Source organism: Bacillus sp. CH30_1T, from assembly GCF_008364765.1.
Lineage (GTDB): Bacteria > Bacillota > Bacilli > Bacillales > Bacillaceae_B > Rossellomorea.
In genome coordinates this window covers 63,237-81,372 of the sequence record NZ_VTUY01000003.1, presented here as the reverse complement: position 1 = coordinate 81,372, position 18,136 = coordinate 63,237, and the positions used below count along the sequence as shown (strand labels likewise).

Here is an 18,136-nt window from a genome sequence, read left to right as displayed (position 1 = left end):
TATACATTGATATAGAGAGAAATTCGATTTAAAACGACAAAATCCCACAAAAGTCCTGTTTTCTTAGCAGAATATTGCATTTATGTTTAAATGACGGGTCTATCCTTGCTCCTACTAACCCTTATATGTCTCCTCTGACTCCATCACAAACATTTCTTTCTCCACACCCTCCACCGATAACTTCTGTTTTTCATCCGCTTTCCTGCTTCTCTTCACCCTCCCCTTGTCTCCCAACAGGACCCGTTGAAAAGAAGTTGCCATGAGATTATAGGCAAGCACGGTGAACGATAGTGCAAGGAGGGGGACAAACAGGATCCATGGAGCCACCATTAGTTCAAAGTAGGCTTTCCCGATATTCCCAGCCCATTCATTGGAAAGAGAAAATAATCGTGTTACTCCCATCATGATTTCCCTCTCTACCGCTCCTCCAAGAAAAATCTCAAGGAAGCCAAGATGGGCGAATAAAATCAGAACCGCCACATTCCTCTGAAAAAACAGCAGGATCAAGCGTGGAAATAAAATTCTCAAGACATGTTTGCGATACAAAGATATCCCTCTTGCCCCCAACGTTCTCGCACTCAGCACAAACTCTTCCTGTAGCACTTTCTTGATTTCTTTAGACAACACTACAATCAATGGCGGGATACCGATCAGCGTAAGGATGAAGATTTGAATACTTAACACTTTCACAAATGCTTTCTCCGGCTCATCGATGACGAAACTGATCGGGGACAGGAGCATGAAGGCGATGACAGCCATTGGGATATAGACCATGGACTCTACCAACTCTTCAAATGCCCGTTGCACTTTTTGAAAGAAGTTTATAAAGAGCACTGACAAAGAAAAAGCCAGTACGACCTGGAGAAGGCTGATGATCAATCCAATGACGATGGTGAACTTCGCCCCCTGAATGACATATGACCATAATGGAAGACCCAATCGATCAGATCCGAACGGCGGCAGCTCAGCAGGTGTGAACGGAGGGCCTACTGTTTCGCCGTTATGTTTAAAGAAACTATACATCTCCACCTTTTCTTCAATAAATGGTTCATACAAAAAGCTAAGCACCAGAAGTCCCGTAATGAATACAAATCCAAAGAGGAACTGCGGCTGTTTCCAGACCCCCTTAAGCATAGGTCCCGTCCTCCTTTAATCCGATGCTCTTCTTCATTCGCATCTCAATCAAAGTAAAGACCAGAAAGAAGGGGAGGAATATGACCGTGGAAATGATCACAAATGTGAATCCACTCGACCATATCAACAAGTCCATGATCCCCCTCATATTGAACAATCTTTCTAAAATAAACAGATTGGATAACATAAAAGAAAAGATGATCTTGGATCGGTAGAATAAGCTGTATACTACGTTCCTGATAGCATGGGTCACTAATACTTGAAACGCATTGAGACCTTTCCCCCTGGCAAGCTCTATGTACGGTTTCTGGTCTTCCTCTTTCAGAAGGAGAACGATAGTCTTAATTAAAAATACGGTAGGCATGATCGTTAAGCATGTGACTGGCAACAAGTATAATTCCTCATCCGTCATGGCGATATCCCCTATTAATACCCCGGTATGACGGAAATACATCACTACAGTCAGTTGAATGCCGATGATGATGAATACATCAGGAAGCGATTCGAGGATATTCACGAGACTTAAGAACGCATTTTGCATCCATTTGGAAGAAAGAGAGATGAATAGACTTACTAAGAATGAGATTCCAACGGCCAAACCCAATGAAAATAAGAATACCTTCATTGAGTAGAAATATCGTTCAGCCAGTACACCCTGAAGTTGGTATTCCTTCCCCAATACAAACAAGATCCACTGATCATGTTGAAAGATCCGTGTGAATACGTGATAAATTCCTAGGAAATACTCTTTCGGATAAAAGCCAAATGAGTTCCCTTGATCGTTCATCATCAAATAATATAATTCAGCGTTTCCTCCACCATAAAATAAAACGGGCAGCACGCTGATCAGGATGAACCCTATGATAATCAGCAGTAATTGACGAATTGCCTTCATGTTTTCTCCCTTCTCTTATCTGTGTATCTACTTACTCTTCTTGTCAGGGGTGGAATAATCCTTTTTCTGTATAAAAATGGTTCAAAAAGAAAAAGCACCCGACTCGATCGTCAGATGCTCTTCCACCATTAGCCTGTCATGTCTCCATGTGATCCCTGCTGGAGCTGATACATTTGATAATAGCGACCCTTCCGCTTCATTAAATCATCATGATTGCCCTTCTCCACGATTTCTCCCCGTTCTAATACAAGTATTTGATCGGCATTCTTAATCGTAGAAAGTCGATGAGCGATGATAAAGGTCGTTCTTCCCTTTTTCAAGACTTCCATCGCTTCCTGAATGACGGCTTCCGTCTCTGTGTCAATGCTCGATGTAGCCTCATCCAATATGAGGATTGCTGGATTGAAGGCCAAAGCCCGAGCAAATGAAATCAGTTGACGCTGCCCCGATGAAAGGGTGCTTCCCTTCTCGATCACCGGTTCATCATAGCCATTCTCAAGGTTCTTGAACACCTTTTCAGCACCTACGGCTTTAAGTGCAGTCTCCACTTTTTCTCTTGAAATTCTTGGATCATCAAGACTGACATTGGATGCGATGGTTCCCGTAAACAAGTAAGGATCCTGCAAGACGATTCCCATATGCTCCCGAATCGTTTGATAGGGAATATCTACTATGTCTTTTCCGTCAATCAGGATCTTCCCTTCTTTGCTATCGTAAAAACGGAACAAAAGATTCATTATCGAGCTTTTCCCTGAACCCGTGTGTCCCACCAGCGCAACGGTTTCGCCTTTACTTGCGGTAAATGTGATGTCCTTCAGAACATATTCATTTTCCTTGTATCCAAAGAATACATGTTCAAAGCTGACATTTCCGTCATACCTGCTCATTTTCTCATCTTCAACCGGGGTTCCTGTCTCTTCCAACAGGCGAAAAACCCGTTCCCCTGCCACAAGTGCCTGCTCAAGGTTTGCGAGCTGATTGACGATTCCTGTCACTGGCTGGAACAACCGGTTGATGTAATCAACGAAGGCATAGAGTACTCCCAATGTGACAACAGATCCCACTCCCATTGATGCACCTCCGAAATACCATATGAATGCGACAAAGGTGATGTTTCTCAATACCCCGACCAGGTTGTGGGATGTCATCGAATTCAAGCTCAAGAGTTTATTTTGATACTTGAAATGCGTTTCGTTCAACTCTTCGAATTCTTCGTTCGTTTTCTTTTCTCTGCTGAAAGCCTGAATGATGTTCATGCCCTGGATCGACTCATTGATCATGGCATTAATATCACTCACTTTCGACCTGATGATGTGATTGTATTTAGACGCATAGATACGATACAGGTACGTCCATACAACCAGGATTGGAATCAGGATCAAGCAAATGGCTGCTAATTTTGCATCAAGTATAAAGAGTGCGATGTATATTCCAATAATGTAAATCGTACTGGAGAAAAAAGTTGATAAAACTGTTACATACAGATCCCGGATCGCTTCGGTGTCGTTTGTGATCCTCGCTACGACCTTTCCTGCCGGCAAATTATCAAAATAGCGGACCTGCAGTTTCTGGATATGCTGGAACACATCATTACGCATTTTCTGAATGACCCGGTTTGCAGCTTTCTGTAAATAGTAGCGCTGACCGTATTGAAAAAAGGCAGCGACTACAAGCAGCCCAAAATAGAAGGCAATCAATTGAATGATCTTCGGGATTTCAGGATTATAAAAACGCAGCAGCTCATCTCCGGTCAACTTCTCGGCGGGATAAGTTGCTGACTCATCCCCTTTCGTAATCGTCATTTCACCTGACTTGACCGACCTTTCTCCGTCGAAGGAGACGGTGGAAGGAACGAAATAAAACTCTCTCCCGACCTGTAAGATACGGATACCACTTTTTCTCGTCTCCCCTTCTGAAAAATATTGATCACGTTTATACCATTTCCCCTTATAGGAAACAGCTTCTTTCCCCTCCTCCGTTTCAAACCAGGTGGATTCGATTCCAAGTATATGATCATCGATCAGTTTCTTCGCAATAAAAGGGCCAGCAAGTTCAGCCGCTACTGACACACTTAGCATCAAGAGGGCAGCAATGATGATTTTTTTATAAATAAGGGCATATTCGGTTAGTCTTCTTCCAACGTTCATGCTCCCACCTCCTCGCGTGAGGAATCTTCAACTTGTTGGCGATCGAATTGTTCTTTATACCAACCACCGTTTTCAAGGAGTCGTTCATGTACCCCTTCTTCTACCACTTTCCCATCTTCAAACACGATAATCCAGTCTGCATGCTGAACGGCGGAGAGACGATGAGTCGTAATAATCGTTGTTTTTCCTTCACGTTCTTTTCGTATATTGTCAATGATCTTCGCTTCTGTTTTCGCATCAACAGCCGATAGCGAGTCATCCAGAATCAAGATTTCCGGATTTTTGATCAGTGCCCGGGCAATCGAAATCCGCTGCTTCTGACCACCTGAAAGGGCCACACCCTTTTCTCCCACAAGAGTGGTCAGACCGTCCGGAAGCATTTCAAGATCTTTTTTGAAATCAGCCAGTTCAATGGCTTGTTCCAGGTCTTTCTCCGTCGCATCATGTCTGCCGAACAGAATGTTTTCTCTAACGGTCCTTGAGAAAAGGACATGATCCTGGGGCACGTAACCGATCCAATCCCTAACCTGCTGGATGGTCAAGTCACTGATCGGGACCCCTCCTATGGATAAAGACCCTTTTCCGGCAGGGTATTCACGGAGGAGCTGCTTGATAAAGGTCGTTTTTCCACTTCCGGTCTTCCCGACGATTCCAAGAGTGCCTCCTTGATGGATATTAAGATTGATATTGGAGAGATTCAACACCTGTGAAGACGGATATTGAAAGTCTACATCCTTAAACCCTATTTGATCAGGAGAATCTAGCCATTGAGGGTTCTCAGAATCCTGGACGTCCTGCACATAATCAAGGGTCTCTTGAACCCGGTCAAGTGATGCATTCCCACGCTGCATGATATTGATCAACTCCCCAATGGCAAACATCGGCCAAATCAGCATCCCGAGGTACACGTTAAAGGAAACAAGCTCTCCCAATGTGATCGATTGATGAAACACAAGATATGCTCCATAACCAAGTCCAATCAAATAGCTCAACCCAACAAGGACTTTGATTGTTGGTTCAAAGAGGGAATCAATCTTTGCCACACCAATATTCTTGTTATAGACGTCTTCTGTCATATCAGCGAAACGCTTCTCATCCGCTCTTTCCTGTACATACGCACGAATGACACGGACACCTGCAATCGACTCCAGCACTTTATCATTCAAGTCACCGAATGAATCCTGAGCTTCCGTGAATCGCTTATGAATTCTCGCACCGTACACCTTCATCAACATAGCCATGATTGGAAGCGGCAATATCGCCGCGATAGTCAGTTTCCAGCTGATAAGAAATCCCATTGTAAAAAGGATCGTTAACATAAAGACACTGGAATCGATTAGTGTCAATACTCCGAAACCGGCTGTAACCGAGATGGCCTTCAAATCATTCGTTGCCCTTGCCATTAAATCTCCCGTACGATTCTTTTCAAAAAAAGTCGGAGTCATCTTTAATAAATGTCCCATAAATTTACCACGAAGCTTACGTTCAACGAGAAAAGCTCCGCCAAATAATTGATACATCCACACATACGTCAATGCGTACGAAATGAGTGCGATTCCGGCAATCAGCCAAAGATATTTCTCTACGACTTCCCACGTCATCGCCCCCAGATGAATGTCATCAATGGCATTCCCTACAAGCTTTGGAGGAATCACATCAAGGATACCGACAATCGTCAATAGAACGATCGCTACTGTATATCTCTTCCAATTTCCAATAAAAAACCACGATAATTTCTTAAAAATACTAAACATTCCACATTACCTCCTCTTGTTGACTTTTTTCACTATCCGCCTTCTGTCTCCACAGCAGACATCATCTTCTTCATTTGAATGATTAACATAATCAATTTCCTCCTTCTGAAATTAGGTTTTTATATGTGATCAAGGTTGATCCTTGGGTACACCTAAACGAAAAAAGACAGACGCCTAAGGCTCACAAGATCCAATAGGGATTCCTTCCGAATCCGTACCAATCTGTTGCGCCTTAAAACGTCCGTCATTGTTTTTGGACATAGAAAAGCACAGATTATATGCATAACCTGTGCCATTAATATTCGTATGACAGAATGATTAAGGAGTTACTGGTTATGTGATGATATGAAATTGGTATTGAACACTGCTGGTACTCCTTGAATTATATACACTTTCATCATCACAAACCCTCCATTCATTTTTATTAATTATTCCATTAATAACCATACTACACACCATGAATTGTGTCAATATTATTTTTATTGATAATTTTCTATTTACTTTTTTTATTTTTCCACAATATAAGTGAACCACAAAGCAGAATTATTCCACGACGACAGCCGTACCGTAAGCAATAATTTCTGAAGCGTTTTGCATGACAGCTGAGGTTTCTAAACGAACGGCAATAACGGCATTTGCACCTTTTTGAGAAGCTTCTTCCATCATACGATCAATCGCTTGTTTTCTTGCTTCCTCCATCAACTCACTGTATTCGCTTATTTCTCCGCCAATAATGGTTTTAAAACCGGCAATGATGTCTTTGCCAATATGCTTCGCTTGGACGGTACTTCCCCTTACGAATCCTCTTAATTCTTTTACTTCCTTACCCGGTACAAAATCGGTTGTCACAATAATCATAGTTTCCTCTCCCCTGCCTTGAATTTCCTCCAAATCTCATCCCGGCCTGCCGAGCTCATACGCACCTGAAGAAAAATCGTTCATAAAATCATTATAGTTTGTTTAAAGCTTTTCATTCTCTTTTTCAAATAAAAATTCCCTCTATGAACAGTCATGCCCTATTTGATAGAGGGACTCTCTATTATCCATTTATTACAACAGGCTGAGCTTCATCTTCTTTCACATATTTAGGTAGAATGATGGTGTAGAAGATACCTACTATGATTAGGCATCCTCCAACGAGCCAGTAGAGCATTTCAACGGTTACGACGGAAGGGAATGTCAAAGCAATCACTCCCAGGGTAATCGATTGTGACAGCATCATAAGAGGATTGATCCACCCTTGCACCCTGCCCATCATTTTCGGATCAATGATGCTCGGCATCCATCCCCCGATTGCAATATTCACTAGGGGTAAGCCCAGTGCAGCGAAAAAAATGATCGTGAGGAATATCCAAGTCGCAGGGGCAAAAGATGCTGCGATGATAAACGTTCCGGAAATAACCAGCCCTGCAACTATCAAAACATGAAACTTAAACTTCTGAGCAAGCATCGAAGAGAAGATACTGCCAATCAATACACCGGCACCGAAGGCGACACCTAATAGAATCGAATATTCTTCATAAGACTCTGGGGCCAATTTATATTTCAAAATAAAGATAGGAATGACCGAGAATCCGCCGTTCACAATTCCAAATACGACAAACCCTCCAATTAAGGATAATAGCAGCTTGTGATTCAGGATATAGCTCATCCCGGCTGTAAAATCTTTCGTCACAGACTGAATGTTCAAGTCTTTCCACGTATGCCTCCCGTTTGGAAGACGAACCTCTTCCGGAATGATACATTTCCTGATTAAAATGGCAGAAATAACGAATGTAATAAAATCGACTGCAATCGCACCATAAATCCCGGCCGTCCAATATACAAAGATGGCAATAGCATTTCCAAGTAACATAAACAAGCTCATCACCATTTGATTCAAGCCGGCGGCCGTTGAATAATCATCTTTAGAAAGCACTCCTTGCAGTATCCCTTGTTCAGCAGGAAAGAAAAACTTCTGGACGCCGCTCCTTAGAAACAAGATGGCAAATATGAGGGGCAGCCAACCAATGTAGATTGCCCCGAATAATAAAAGTGTAAAGAGCGCACTGATCGTATCACAGTGGTAGGCAATTTTCTGCCGGTCCATTCTGTCAGCGAATACTCCAACAAGAAAGAAGACGAGAAGAGTGGGTAATGAGTACATCATTTCAGTAAGGGAAGCATACACAGGTTGCTCGGAAAACCGATCCAGAAGATAAAACATAAAGGCAGTCAAACCAATCACACTTCCCATATGCGAAGTGAAATTAGCAAAGAATAACTTTAGAAAAATTGGATTCTTAAAGATTTCAATCATTTTTTTCATGAATAACCGTCTCCCATCAATGATTAACTATCTTTATAGTATAGGGAATACCCGAAGAACATGAGGGTCTATTGGTGGTTTTTTCCTCCGTCTGTGGTCGGATAGGTAATGGGAGTAGTCACTCCCATATAGCAAAAAATTAAGGAGAACCCGTTTCGCCGATATATTTAGAATTTCGCCGTTAAAATGGTGATTTCGCCGTTATCTGCTCAGTCGATCAGAAATTTCGTCTTAAAGAAAAAAATAGCCCACAGCTCAGGGCTCAAATGAAAATCATCTACCACTTTCAATTGTCAGAGCAGTGACCTTGTATCATCGAGTTCAGAAAAAAACTGGGAGATATCAATCGAGGGGTGTAAACAATTAATAATTTTCAGATAAAGTCATGATCACTGTTGCAGATTAAAATCGGTTAACGGTTTCATCAATTACCGAAAAATGATTATAATTTCATCGAAAAGGAACATACTAAGGATATCTTTTCCCTTCATGCTATCTCAATGTCTAAAACCGGGGAGTATGTAAATATCCTTACCGCTTTAGTTGAATTTTTCGAAGATGGAAAACGAGCCAACAGACAAAAAATTTATTCTTCCCTACAACGAAGCTCCACTCCTCTATCCGTTCAACAAATCAGGACAAGATTAAACGAACTCCAGAATCTTGGATATGTATTGATCCAGAGAGGGAAAATTGGAACAGAAATTAACGCCTGAAGTAGTAACCTGGTTAAATAATAATGTGGAGAAGGTTTTAACTATTCGTTGACAGGGTAACTTTACACTAACCGGTTAGAAATACAGAACATATTTCATTGATACGATAAGTCGAGGTGATTTTAATGGTACGTACAATCTTAATGGTCATTGGAGCAATTGTTGTCATTGGCTGGATTATCAGCATGCTTTAATAAAGACCATTCAAATTAAACATTATTCCTGCAATTATATGAGTTTTAATCAAAGAGAAAGAGCATAACGGATCTCCCCCCGTTATGCTCTTTCTCTTTGTTATAAAGCGATTGTTGAATCAGTTTTTTTAAAAAATGGTCTTTATATTCAATTCTCGTTCCCTGAAAAAGATTAAAGAATTTAATATTGGGTAAATAATAGATATCCTATTGATGAGGTGATTTTGATGTATAAACATATCTTGTTAGCTTACGATGAAACCGATGGAAGCAAGAAAGCATTGGATGAAGTGCAAAAATTAATAAAAGGTTCTATAGATACACAATTAACCGTACTCCATATATCAGATGAAAAGGTAGCAAATGAAAGTCATGACAACTATACCCCTACCCATGCATTGGCAGATACGTCACCAGGTTTTGATAACAATTATATGGGGAATTTGTCCGTTTCTCCAGACAACAAAGTTCATACTTCGGAGGAAGAACGTCATGAAATTAAGACACCGTCCTCTACACATCACTTTTTGAAAAATGCTAAAGAAAAACTTTCTCCTTACGGGATTGAGGCAAACTATATTCACCTATCCGGATCAGAAGCAAAACGCATATGTGAATATGCCAAAGAAATCCAGGCAGACCTGGTAGTAGTCGGGAGCAGCCGTAAGTCCGGCATGAAAAAATGGGTGCTCGGCAGCGTCAGTGAAAAAGTCACTCAAAACTGCGAAACCAGCGTCCTGGTCGTAAAATAAATGGAACAAATGGAGGGACGGACCTTTAATAGGTCCGTCCCTCCATTATGTATTACTTACCAGTTAATTCATCAAAACGTTTATGAGCATTATTCTCGTCAAAGCTGCTGTATATTCGATAATCCTCGAAGTCCAATATTCGGAAGTGCTGACTGAAAAGGTTTTGCTGAAGAATGTATTCATCATTCTTCTTTACATCTTTCCACCAGACCTTCCCGCCCAACGTTTTCTCCTTCCGATAATCAATGCCTTCCCGAGCAATGGTCTCTATGATTTCAAGGGGCTCCCCCCCAAGACTTGTGGTTAAGGTTTCACTATCTTTAAACAATGCACAGATGGCAATGACCGCTGTCCAGCCGGCCATGACTCTGCCTTTTTCAATTTGAACAAGGGTTTTTTTGGATAATCCGATAATGTTCGCCATCTTATCCTGTGTATAACCTGCCTCTGTTCGTATAAGCCGTAATTTATCTGAAATAATTAGAACGATCTCTTCTTTTGTCATCGAATCACACCTTACTTATTTATAGTGTAATATTACACTAAGTTCATTTCCATTTTCAAGAATATTTAAACATATTGATCAAAACCATCGATTTTTGTATCGCCCTGTTTATTTTACTATACTTTTAGGTGAAGAATTGACGAATTCGGCAAAAACGAGGAAAAGTCTGGAAGATTCGGGGGTTATCCTGGGAGAACATTATCCCTATCCGATCGTGGACCATTAAGCCGCTAGGGATCGGGCATTGGAGCGCTACCACTAAATAAATTAGATAAAAAAAACGAGTCTATCGTCTTTACACGCCATAGACTCGATTTAATATATGAGGAGATTACGCCTCCCCTCTTTGTTCCTTGATCGTACGTTTCTTTTCAGATTCTGATACAAACAACGCACACGCTGCATCTCCTGAAATATTGATGGAAGTCCTTGCCATATCAAGCAAGCGGTCAATCCCCAGAATTAATCCAATTCCTTCTACTGGCAGGTTTACACTGCTTAATACCATCGCAAGAAGGATCAATCCGACTCCAGGAACCCCTGCTGTACCGATACTGGCTAAAACAGCCGTTAGTACAACCGTAATCAGTTGTTCCAATGATAAATCAACACCATATACCTGAGCGATAAAGACGGTTGCAACCCCCTGCATGATCGCAGTACCATCCATGTTGATGGTAGCTCCTAATGGTTGAACGAAAGAGCTTACTGATTTCGATACGCCTAGACGCTGTTGGGCAACATCCATAGAGATGGGAAGCGTCGCGTTACTGCTTGATGTACTGAATCCTACGCTCATCGCAGGACTGAAATTCTTGAAGAACCAAAGCGGATTTTTTTTGGCCAGAAGGAGGATCGTTCCACCATAGGTAACGATGGCGTGAATGATCAATGCTGCAAGAACGACTACAAAATAAAGCCACATCGCCTTCAATGCACTGAAACCCTGGCTTCCTATTGCTGAAGCGATCAATCCGAATGTTCCGTATGGAGCGAATTTCATCACGAGTGTCACAAGGTACATCATCAGGTCATTACCTTGTTCAACCAGCTTTAATATTCCTTTTGTTTTATCCCCTAAAGCTGTTAATCCAAATCCAATAAAGATGGCAAATGCAATAATTTGCAGCATATTTCCCTCTGTCATCGCCGTAAGTGGATTTTTTGGAATAATGTTCATGAGGGTCTCTCCCACAGGAGGAGCATCTTTCGTTTCAAAACCTTCTGATTGTGTTTTGTCAATTCCCTCTACCAAACCGGGATCAATGACATAAGCCAGAGATAAACCGATGACGATGGCAATGCAAGTAGTCATTAAGAAGAATACAATGGTCTTCAACCCTATTCTCCCCAATTTCTTAGGGTCACCCAGACCTGCAGATCCAAGAACGATGGATAAAAACACAATTGGTACAACAAGCATGCTGATGAGGTTAAGGAATATCTTCCCTAACGGAGTAAACAGATAAGGATCTAATATATTAAATGTATCTTTAGCAAAAATATTAAGCAGTAATCCCACAATCGCCCCTAGTATTAAGGCAATAATAATCTTAGTTGTTAAATTAAATTTCATAGATGTACCTCCCCTATTGAATACAAAATAATTAAAAGATGTTTACCCTTAATTACTTTTAGCAAAACTATTATTTTTGAATTTTTCTATTATCTTTTCCTGAACTGCCTTCCCATCCATTTTTTTCGCTGCTTCTTCTTTCTCCTTTTCCTATTATACTGATTTTTTTAATAATTGAAGAAGATTAAGGGTGAATTAAAACATTATTACTATATTTCACCTCACTCCCCGCACAAAATGTGGGAGTTGAATGATTCGATATGACTACAGATCAACTTCCAAACTTTTCTTTTTTACATTTAATGATTAAATGCTACGTTATTGGGTAAATAGTAATAACAGCATGAAAATAGAAAGGAACATACCTAAAATGAATAAAACAGTCTATTTTCTTTCAAGTAGTCAACAGCGCAGCTTGATAGCTGAAGGGTGGGCCGAGAAGCTTGATGTGTCGGATTGGTCATTCAAAAGTGCCGGTTGGGTTGCTGAGAGTCGTGCTGAATTCAGCGTTTTAGCAATGAAAGAGTTATGTATTGACATCAGTACATTCCCACTTACACGCATTGAGATGAATGAACTTGGTAATGCTTCGGTTATTGTTGCGATTCAGGATACAGAATATGATGATAAGATAGAGATTCCAACTGAATTAGAAGATAAAGTCATCTATTGGAATTTGCCTAATCCAAGGAAGCGTTCTGCGACACTCATAGAAGAATGGGTACACTATCAAGAAATTTGTGATGAAATTGCCATGCGAGTGAAAGATTTGGAAAATATTCTACCACAACTACATTAAGAGGACTGATTACAACTGGTATTGTATTGTAATCAGTCCCTTTTTTTTTAGGTGAAATACTCCAGCTTCGCTTTCGGAAAATGTTTTTCCATGTAGGCATACAAATGATCTTTCATTTCCTGCTCTTCATCCTTTTGATAGATATACTTGCCAATCCCGTATTTACCCCATTTATATCGCCGTTCTTCCTCATTAAGTTCAAGCTTTGTCATCGGATAATTTTTCTCAATGACTCTTTTAGCCGGTTTTGTGAAACGATGTTGAATGAATTCAAAGGTTAAATCCTTTTTCGCTTCTTCCGGCAGGTGAACTTCCAAATGTTCAAACATTTGCTTATACCCTTCCTTCCATCCTTCATGAATATAGATAGGTGCCACAATGAATCCTAATGGATACCCCGCTCTTGCAACCTTCCCCGCGGCCTCAAGTCGCTTATCCAAAGGAGATGTACCAGGCTCAAAATTCTTAATCACATAATCGGCATTGATACTGAACCGGAATCTGGTTTTTCCATTATGCTTCGCATCAAGCAGATGGTCGACATGATGGAATTTCGTCACAAAACGAAGCTTGCCATGCTCGGATTCACCAAAATGCTCGATGGCTCGTTTTAGGGTATGAGTGAGATGATCGATCCCTACGATATCGGACGTACAAGCAGCTTCAAAGCGTGTGAATTCAGGAGCTCTTTCTGCAATATACTTGTCTGCCGACTCAAATATTTCATCCACATTCACATACGTTCGTATATATGGTTTACTCCCCATCGTTGTTTGCAAATAGCAATAATGACAGTGCCCCATGCACCCTGTTGCAAATGGGATAGCATATTCAGCAGACGGTTTGGATGTATCAAACTTCAACGTTTTTCTCACTCCGACTACTAAAGTGGATTTTGCAATCCGGTATTTCTGAAAATGGTTGTCCCCTGGCAAATTACGAACCTGGTTATGGGATGTTGTGTACCTGATCTCCACATCCATATTTTCAAACTTTTCTTTGAGCTCTTTACCCAGGGGATATTCCAAAGCATTTGGTTCAAAGTAGACCAATTGTGGCACGAACGGTTTAACCATGATTCATCCCTCCTACAGGTCTCCAAATGATTGAGTATAGGCTTGCTCCGCTTCAGCTTCTGAAGTATAAACCGCAATTTCATGTGTTAACGGATAATAGGTTTCATATAAAAATAATGCCAATTCGTTCGGATTTTCCGGATTATGTACAACGGCTGCTTCCTGCACGTTGGCTACACTTTGTGTATGCGGATTTCTATAAATCACATATACTACATCACCTGCTTGATAAGGCATATATTGATCATTCAGTTCCATTCTTTTCACCTTTTTCCTAAACGTCATTACTATCATTTTTTGTTATCTCCCCGATAAATATGATGGAAAAAGATGTTTATAAAAAAACTTCTCCTGCACCATGATGCAAGAGAAGCCTGATTTAGGAAATCCCATAAAATTCGGTTGTATTCTTAAACAGTTGTTTATATACTTCTGTTTCTTTGATGTGTTTTATTTCGGCGATTTTTTCAATGGACCGATGCATGATTCCTGGGTGGGTCATCCTTCCCTGGAAGATCCCTTCAAAACGCCAAGGACCATCTGTTTCTACCATAAGTCCTTCGATTGGGTACTTCTTAACAAGCTCTTGTATCTCATTCTCATAAAGGACATCAGGGGTAATGGAGATGGAATAGCCATTTCCCTTCATTCTTTCAATGGTCTTTTTATCTCCTTTAAACCAATGAAAATGAGCTTTTTCTATGGAGTGCTTTTCTAACAGTCCACAAACGATGGGGGCATGCTCATATACGCCATGAAGGATAATCGGTTTATTGATCTTTTTGGATTGGATCATAAACCTTTCCAACAGATCGATATAAGGCTCCACTTTAACATCAGGATGTTCTTTCATTTTATAATAAGGCAATCCTACTTCACCAATCGCCACTATTTCCTGTTGATGCCGCTCAATGAATGAAAGAAGCTCCTCAACTGCTCTTTCAGAAGGCAGTTTCTGCTCCGGGTGGAAACCTGCAGCAGGTTTGATCCTTGCATCTCTTCTCGAGAGATCTATATTTGTCCTGGACGATTGAAGGTGGAACGATACAGATATGAGCGCTTCTACAGAATACAGTTCAAGTTCCTGCATAATCTTATCACGCTCATATCCTTCGTATAAATCCAAGTGAATATGTGCATCAATCAAGGAGGGTTTACACATATTGAGAAAGCTCCTCAAAAATGCTCGTTTTCCATTTCAGAAACTCCTCCGTTAAGAGAATCTCTTTATCGCGGGGACGGGGAAACGGTACTTTGAACTCCTTCTGCACCCTGGCCGGCCTTGTCGATAATACAATGATCCGGTCTGACAGAAACAGGGCTTCGTCGATATTATGAGTCACAAAGAGAACGGAACTCAAGTCTTCCTCCCAAATGGAAAGGAGCCATTTCTGCATGTCCAATCGTGTGAATTCATCCAGGGCTGAAAAGGGCTCATCCAAACATAAAAAGGATTGAGGACTGACAAGGGCACGAATAAACGCCACCCTCTGCTTCATCCCTCCGGATAAATCATCAGGATACGCATTCTCATACCCCTTTAAGCCCGCCCGTTCGATCATGCAGAGCGCTTTATCCCTATCTCTCTTTCCATGTAACTCCTGGCCAAGCATCACATTCTCAATTACGGTTCTCCATGGCAGGAGGGACGGACTTTGCGGCATATAACTGATAGTTCCTCTTTGACCATTAATCGATTTTCCATCTAATTGAATGTCTCCGGAATCGGGAATGAATAATCCTCCGATCACGTGAAATAGCGTACTCTTTCCACTCCCGGAAGGACCAAGGATCGAGACGAACTCACCTTCTTCAACATGAATGGAAAGCTCATCTAGGATCAGCTCCCCATCAAAGTATTTAGACATATTTTGTATGGATAAAGTCGTCATGTTACCTGTCCTCCTTTCGATTCCACTTAATCATGATTTTCTCTAATAACAAAATGATTCCAAAGAAAACGAGGCTGAGCAGCATAATCATAAAGATGGCTACAAATACCCTGTCTGTCCTAAAGGAAGAAGAGGCAAGAGTCATATAGACTCCGATCCCTTTCTGTGCACCTAACCACTCTGAAATCACTGCCCCCATCACACTATAGGTAGCTGAAATTTTCAGTCCTGAGAAGATGGATGGAAGTGCATGCGGCCATTCAACTTTTCGAAAGATTTGAGCTTTTGTGGCTCCCGACATTTTCATGTAAAGAATGTACTCTGAGTTCGTCTGCCTGAAACCATCCAATGCCGAGACCGCTACCGGAAAAAAGCAGATCAATGTAATGACAATGATTTTCGGCAATAGTCCAAATCCGAACCAGATAACCAACAGGGGTGCGAGCACGATGATCGGAATGTTTTGAGACAGGATCATGAGTGGATAAATCGCTTCTCTTACTTTAGGAAGCAGATGTAGTCCGACTGCAGTCACGATCCCAATCGTACACCCAATCGCAAATCCCCCGATCGTCAGGAGGGTTGTCGAGCCAAGATGTCCCGTGAATGCTGACCAGGAAGCAACCCCTTCAGCCCAAATATCTGAAGGTGATGGCATCAGCCAGGCAGGAACCTCAAATATTCTAATGGTGAATTCCCAAATGATGAATAAAAGGATGAGGACCAAGAAGGGTCTCCATCCTTTCGATATCCATGATTTCATCCTTTATACTTCTCCGTTAATTGATCCATCTCAATCCCTGCAGGCTGATATAATACCTTGACTTGAGAAATGACATTTGAGCTTCCCAATTCGATCATTCGTTCATTCATTTGTTCAATCACCTTAAATAAATCAGATAATTCCCCTTCCATTGTCGTTTCTAATGGATGGACTTCATAACGGACACCTGATTCATCAATGATCGCGATGGCTTCATCCACGTATGGAATAACATCTTCCCCATTTTTCGTCTTCGGAATAATTTGTATGCTTACGAGTGCGTTCCCCATTATGTTCACCTCTTATTTTGGTAAGAATTCGTTTGTGAATGCTTTTTTACTGTCCAGTTCCTTATCTAATAAATCGTTATCATACATCCATGAAGCATAGTTTTCCCAAACCTCCAGCTTCTGCTCTCCCCATCTGTCAGCGTCATCTTTGTATTTAGGCGCCAGCCATTCCTGACTCTTCATGACTAATTCCTTATCCAGATCTGGAGCTGCCTCTAATAAGATTTCACCTGCCTCTTCCGGATTGTCGATCGCAAACTGATACCCTTTGGAAGAAGCTGACAAAAATGCTTTAACCGTTTCAGGGTCTGATTCAATCATCTTTTCATTTGTCGTCAGAACAGGCGTGTAATAATCGAGTTTTTCCGAGTAATCCTTTACGTACATCATGTTCAATTCCTCACCGCGAAGCTCTGCTTCAATCCCTGTCCATCCATAGTAGATCCACGCAAAGTCCACATCCCGTTTCACGGCAGTAAAGAAATCTGTATCTCCCATGTTTACAAAATCCACTTTCTCTACGTCAGCATTTTCTTGTTTCATAATCGACGTCATAACAGCTTTTTCTACAGGTGATCCCCATCCGCCATACCTTTTGCCTTCAAAATCCTTTGGAGTCGTTATACCTTTATCCTTAGGGGAGGCAAACCCGGATGTATTATGCTGTATGACAGCAGCGATAGATACAAGTGGTACGTCCTGTACCCTTGCTTGCGTGACACTTTCCTGGTATCCAACTCCGAACTCAGCTTTACCCGAGGCAACGAGTTGGTCTGCCCCTGCCTCACCAGGTAAGATGATATCCACATCCAGCCCTTGCTCTTCAAAGTATCCTTTTTCTTTCGCAACGTATAATCCAGTGTGATTGGTATTCGGTGTCCAGTCCAGTACAACCGTAACCTTTTTATGACCTTCTTTCTGTTCTGATGTATTTCCTCCACCACTGCAAGCAGTTAAAAGAAAGACAGAACAGATGATATACATCCATTTTTTCATCATTTTTTCCTCCTAAAAATCCATGTATGTAGTTGTAACGTTTATTCTCTATTGTTCACTTAGTAGAGAGAAAGAATGTAAAACACCTTAGAACGTATGGACACAACAGCAAAAAAGCGCCCCAAGCTTCAGCGAGGGACGCATTGTTAAACATGATTATGTAATGTTTAAGAGAATGTTTCCTACGCTGGTATCAGCCAGTTCAGGTTCAAAGGGTCAGTATCTGTCAGGATACAATCTCAACCGGCCACACCGGTCCCCCTACACTTGTACTATGAAATTAAACGTTATCTTCTTCCCTACTTTGCCACAGAAATGGTGTATATTCAAGCATTTCCT

The 18,136-nt window shown here is 41.3% G+C and carries 18 protein-coding genes and 1 riboswitch; of the genes, 3 read left to right on the top strand and 15 right to left on the bottom strand.

Annotation, left to right across the window (positions count from 1 at the left end; all coding sequences use genetic code 11):
* Positions 1–114: 114 nt before the first annotated feature.
* The 6 genes from F0342_RS05785 to F0342_RS05760 all read right to left on the bottom strand — a co-directional run bounded on the left by F0342_RS05785 (position 115) and on the right by F0342_RS05760 (position 8,238).
* Positions 115–1,134 (bottom strand): ABC transporter permease subunit, encoded by a 1,020-nt coding sequence (locus F0342_RS05785; RefSeq protein WP_149155061.1) that lies wholly within the window; start codon positions 1,132–1,134, stop codon positions 115–117.
* Positions 1,127–2,029, bottom strand: a complete 903-nt coding sequence (locus F0342_RS05780; protein ID WP_149155060.1) for an ABC transporter permease subunit — start codon at positions 2,027–2,029, stop codon at positions 1,127–1,129. Before F0342_RS05780 ends, F0342_RS05785 begins: the two co-directional genes overlap by 8 nt.
* Positions 2,030–2,157: 128 nt before the next feature.
* Positions 2,158–4,176, bottom strand: a complete 2,019-nt coding sequence (locus F0342_RS05775) for an ABC transporter ATP-binding protein (RefSeq protein WP_149155059.1) — start codon at positions 4,174–4,176, stop codon at positions 2,158–2,160.
* Entirely contained in the window at positions 4,173–5,930 is a 1,758-nt protein-coding gene (locus F0342_RS05770) for an ABC transporter ATP-binding protein (RefSeq protein WP_149155058.1), read from the bottom strand. The genes F0342_RS05775 and F0342_RS05770 overlap by 4 nt, the downstream gene beginning before the upstream one ends.
* A 543-nt stretch (positions 5,931–6,473) precedes the next feature.
* Complete coding sequence (locus F0342_RS05765; RefSeq protein WP_149155057.1) at positions 6,474–6,788, bottom strand: YbjQ family protein; 315 nt, start codon at positions 6,786–6,788, stop codon at positions 6,474–6,476.
* Between the two features lie 181 nt (positions 6,789–6,969).
* The gene (locus tag F0342_RS05760) at positions 6,970–8,238 is read right to left on the bottom strand and encodes an MFS transporter (RefSeq protein WP_149155056.1); all 1,269 of its coding nucleotides are present in this window, start codon (positions 8,236–8,238) and stop codon (positions 6,970–6,972) included.
* A 500-nt stretch (positions 8,239–8,738) separates the two neighbouring features.
* Here F0342_RS05760 and F0342_RS05755 point away from each other — a divergent pair, with 500 nt between their 5' ends.
* Positions 8,739–8,954, top strand: a complete 216-nt coding sequence (locus F0342_RS05755) for a hypothetical protein (RefSeq protein ID WP_149155055.1) — start codon at positions 8,739–8,741, stop codon at positions 8,952–8,954.
* Positions 8,955–9,375: 421 nt separating this feature from the next.
* Entirely contained in the window at positions 9,376–9,900 is a 525-nt protein-coding gene (locus F0342_RS05750) for a universal stress protein (RefSeq protein WP_149155054.1), read from the top strand.
* Positions 9,901–9,952: 52 nt separating this feature from the next.
* Here F0342_RS05750 and F0342_RS05745 read toward each other — a convergent pair whose 3' ends face one another.
* Both F0342_RS05745 and F0342_RS05740 read right to left on the bottom strand, forming a co-directional pair.
* The gene (locus F0342_RS05745) at positions 9,953–10,405 is read right to left on the bottom strand and encodes a helix-turn-helix transcriptional regulator (RefSeq protein WP_149155053.1); all 453 of its coding nucleotides are present in this window, start codon (positions 10,403–10,405) and stop codon (positions 9,953–9,955) included.
* Positions 10,406–10,736: 331 nt separating this feature from the next.
* Positions 10,737–11,981 (bottom strand): dicarboxylate/amino acid:cation symporter, encoded by a 1,245-nt coding sequence (locus F0342_RS05740; RefSeq protein ID WP_149155052.1) that lies wholly within the window; start codon positions 11,979–11,981, stop codon positions 10,737–10,739.
* 370 nt (positions 11,982–12,351) lie between these two features.
* Here F0342_RS05740 and F0342_RS05735 point away from each other — a divergent pair, with 370 nt between their 5' ends.
* Entirely contained in the window at positions 12,352–12,780 is a 429-nt protein-coding gene (locus tag F0342_RS05735) for a low molecular weight phosphatase family protein (RefSeq protein WP_223145703.1), read from the top strand.
* A gap of 47 nt (positions 12,781–12,827) precedes the next feature.
* Here the strand turns inward: F0342_RS05735 and splB are convergent, their stop codons facing one another.
* The 7 genes from splB to F0342_RS05700 all read right to left on the bottom strand — a co-directional run bounded on the left by splB (position 12,828) and on the right by F0342_RS05700 (position 17,797).
* Positions 12,828–13,856, bottom strand: a complete 1,029-nt coding sequence (gene splB, locus F0342_RS05730; RefSeq protein WP_149155050.1) for a spore photoproduct lyase — start codon at positions 13,854–13,856, stop codon at positions 12,828–12,830.
* A 12-nt stretch (positions 13,857–13,868) separates the two neighbouring features.
* Positions 13,869–14,114 carry a transcriptional regulator SplA domain-containing protein gene (locus F0342_RS05725; protein ID WP_149155377.1) on the bottom strand — a complete coding sequence of 82 codons (246 nt, stop codon included), beginning with the start codon at positions 14,112–14,114 and terminating at the stop codon, positions 13,869–13,871.
* 121 nt (positions 14,115–14,235) lie between these two features.
* Entirely contained in the window at positions 14,236–15,018 is a 783-nt protein-coding gene (locus F0342_RS05720) for a TatD family hydrolase (RefSeq protein ID WP_149155049.1), read from the bottom strand.
* Positions 15,011–15,748 (bottom strand): ABC transporter ATP-binding protein, encoded by a 738-nt coding sequence (locus F0342_RS05715; protein WP_149155048.1) that lies wholly within the window; start codon positions 15,746–15,748, stop codon positions 15,011–15,013. The genes F0342_RS05720 and F0342_RS05715 overlap by 8 nt, the downstream gene beginning before the upstream one ends.
* 1 nt (position 15,749) lies before the next feature.
* Positions 15,750–16,511 (bottom strand): ABC transporter permease, encoded by a 762-nt coding sequence (locus tag F0342_RS05710; RefSeq protein ID WP_149155047.1) that lies wholly within the window; start codon positions 16,509–16,511, stop codon positions 15,750–15,752.
* Positions 16,508–16,801 carry a thiamine-binding protein gene (locus F0342_RS05705; RefSeq protein WP_149155046.1) on the bottom strand — a complete coding sequence of 98 codons (294 nt, stop codon included), beginning with the start codon at positions 16,799–16,801 and terminating at the stop codon, positions 16,508–16,510. Before F0342_RS05705 ends, F0342_RS05710 begins: the two co-directional genes overlap by 4 nt.
* A 12-nt stretch (positions 16,802–16,813) precedes the next feature.
* The gene (locus tag F0342_RS05700; RefSeq protein ID WP_149155045.1) at positions 16,814–17,797 is read right to left on the bottom strand and encodes an ABC transporter substrate-binding protein; all 984 of its coding nucleotides are present in this window, start codon (positions 17,795–17,797) and stop codon (positions 16,814–16,816) included.
* 162 nt (positions 17,798–17,959) lie between these two features.
* Positions 17,960–18,070: riboswitch (TPP riboswitch) on the bottom strand.
* Between the last annotated feature and the right edge of the window lie 66 nt (positions 18,071–18,136).

Bases quoted from the DNA above. Each gene is read 5' to 3' on its own strand.
- F0342_RS05720 (WP_149155049.1), bottom strand. From the start codon at position 15,018: ATGTGTAAACCCTCCTTGATTGATGCACATATTCACTTGGATTTATAC.
- F0342_RS05715 (WP_149155048.1), bottom strand. From the start codon at position 15,748: ATGACGACTTTATCCATACAAAATATGTCTAAATACTTTGATGGGGAG.
- F0342_RS05760 (WP_149155056.1), bottom strand. From the start codon at position 8,238: ATGAAAAAAATGATTGAAATCTTTAAGAATCCAATTTTTCTAAAGTTA.
- F0342_RS05770 (WP_149155058.1), bottom strand. From the start codon at position 5,930: ATGTTTAGTATTTTTAAGAAATTATCGTGGTTTTTTATTGGAAATTGG.
- splB (WP_149155050.1), bottom strand. From the start codon at position 13,856: ATGGTTAAACCGTTCGTGCCACAATTGGTCTACTTTGAACCAAATGCT.
- F0342_RS05735 (WP_223145703.1), top strand. From the start codon at position 12,352: ATGAATAAAACAGTCTATTTTCTTTCAAGTAGTCAACAGCGCAGCTTG.
- F0342_RS05725 (WP_149155377.1), bottom strand. From the start codon at position 14,114: ATGGAACTGAATGATCAATATATGCCTTATCAAGCAGGTGATGTAGTA.
- F0342_RS05705 (WP_149155046.1), bottom strand. From the start codon at position 16,801: ATGGGGAACGCACTCGTAAGCATACAAATTATTCCGAAGACGAAAAAT.
- F0342_RS05765 (WP_149155057.1), bottom strand. From the start codon at position 6,788: ATGATTATTGTGACAACCGATTTTGTACCGGGTAAGGAAGTAAAAGAA.
- F0342_RS05785 (WP_149155061.1), bottom strand. From the start codon at position 1,134: ATGCTTAAGGGGGTCTGGAAACAGCCGCAGTTCCTCTTTGGATTTGTA.
- F0342_RS05780 (WP_149155060.1), bottom strand. From the start codon at position 2,029: ATGAAGGCAATTCGTCAATTACTGCTGATTATCATAGGGTTCATCCTG.
- F0342_RS05745 (WP_149155053.1), bottom strand. From the start codon at position 10,405: ATGACAAAAGAAGAGATCGTTCTAATTATTTCAGATAAATTACGGCTT.
- F0342_RS05755 (WP_149155055.1), top strand. From the start codon at position 8,739: ATGTCTAAAACCGGGGAGTATGTAAATATCCTTACCGCTTTAGTTGAA.
- F0342_RS05775 (WP_149155059.1), bottom strand. From the start codon at position 4,176: ATGAACGTTGGAAGAAGACTAACCGAATATGCCCTTATTTATAAAAAA.
- F0342_RS05740 (WP_149155052.1), bottom strand. From the start codon at position 11,981: ATGAAATTTAATTTAACAACTAAGATTATTATTGCCTTAATACTAGGG.
- F0342_RS05700 (WP_149155045.1), bottom strand. From the start codon at position 17,797: ATGAAAAAATGGATGTATATCATCTGTTCTGTCTTTCTTTTAACTGCT.
- F0342_RS05710 (WP_149155047.1), bottom strand. From the start codon at position 16,511: ATGAAATCATGGATATCGAAAGGATGGAGACCCTTCTTGGTCCTCATC.
- F0342_RS05750 (WP_149155054.1), top strand. From the start codon at position 9,376: ATGTATAAACATATCTTGTTAGCTTACGATGAAACCGATGGAAGCAAG.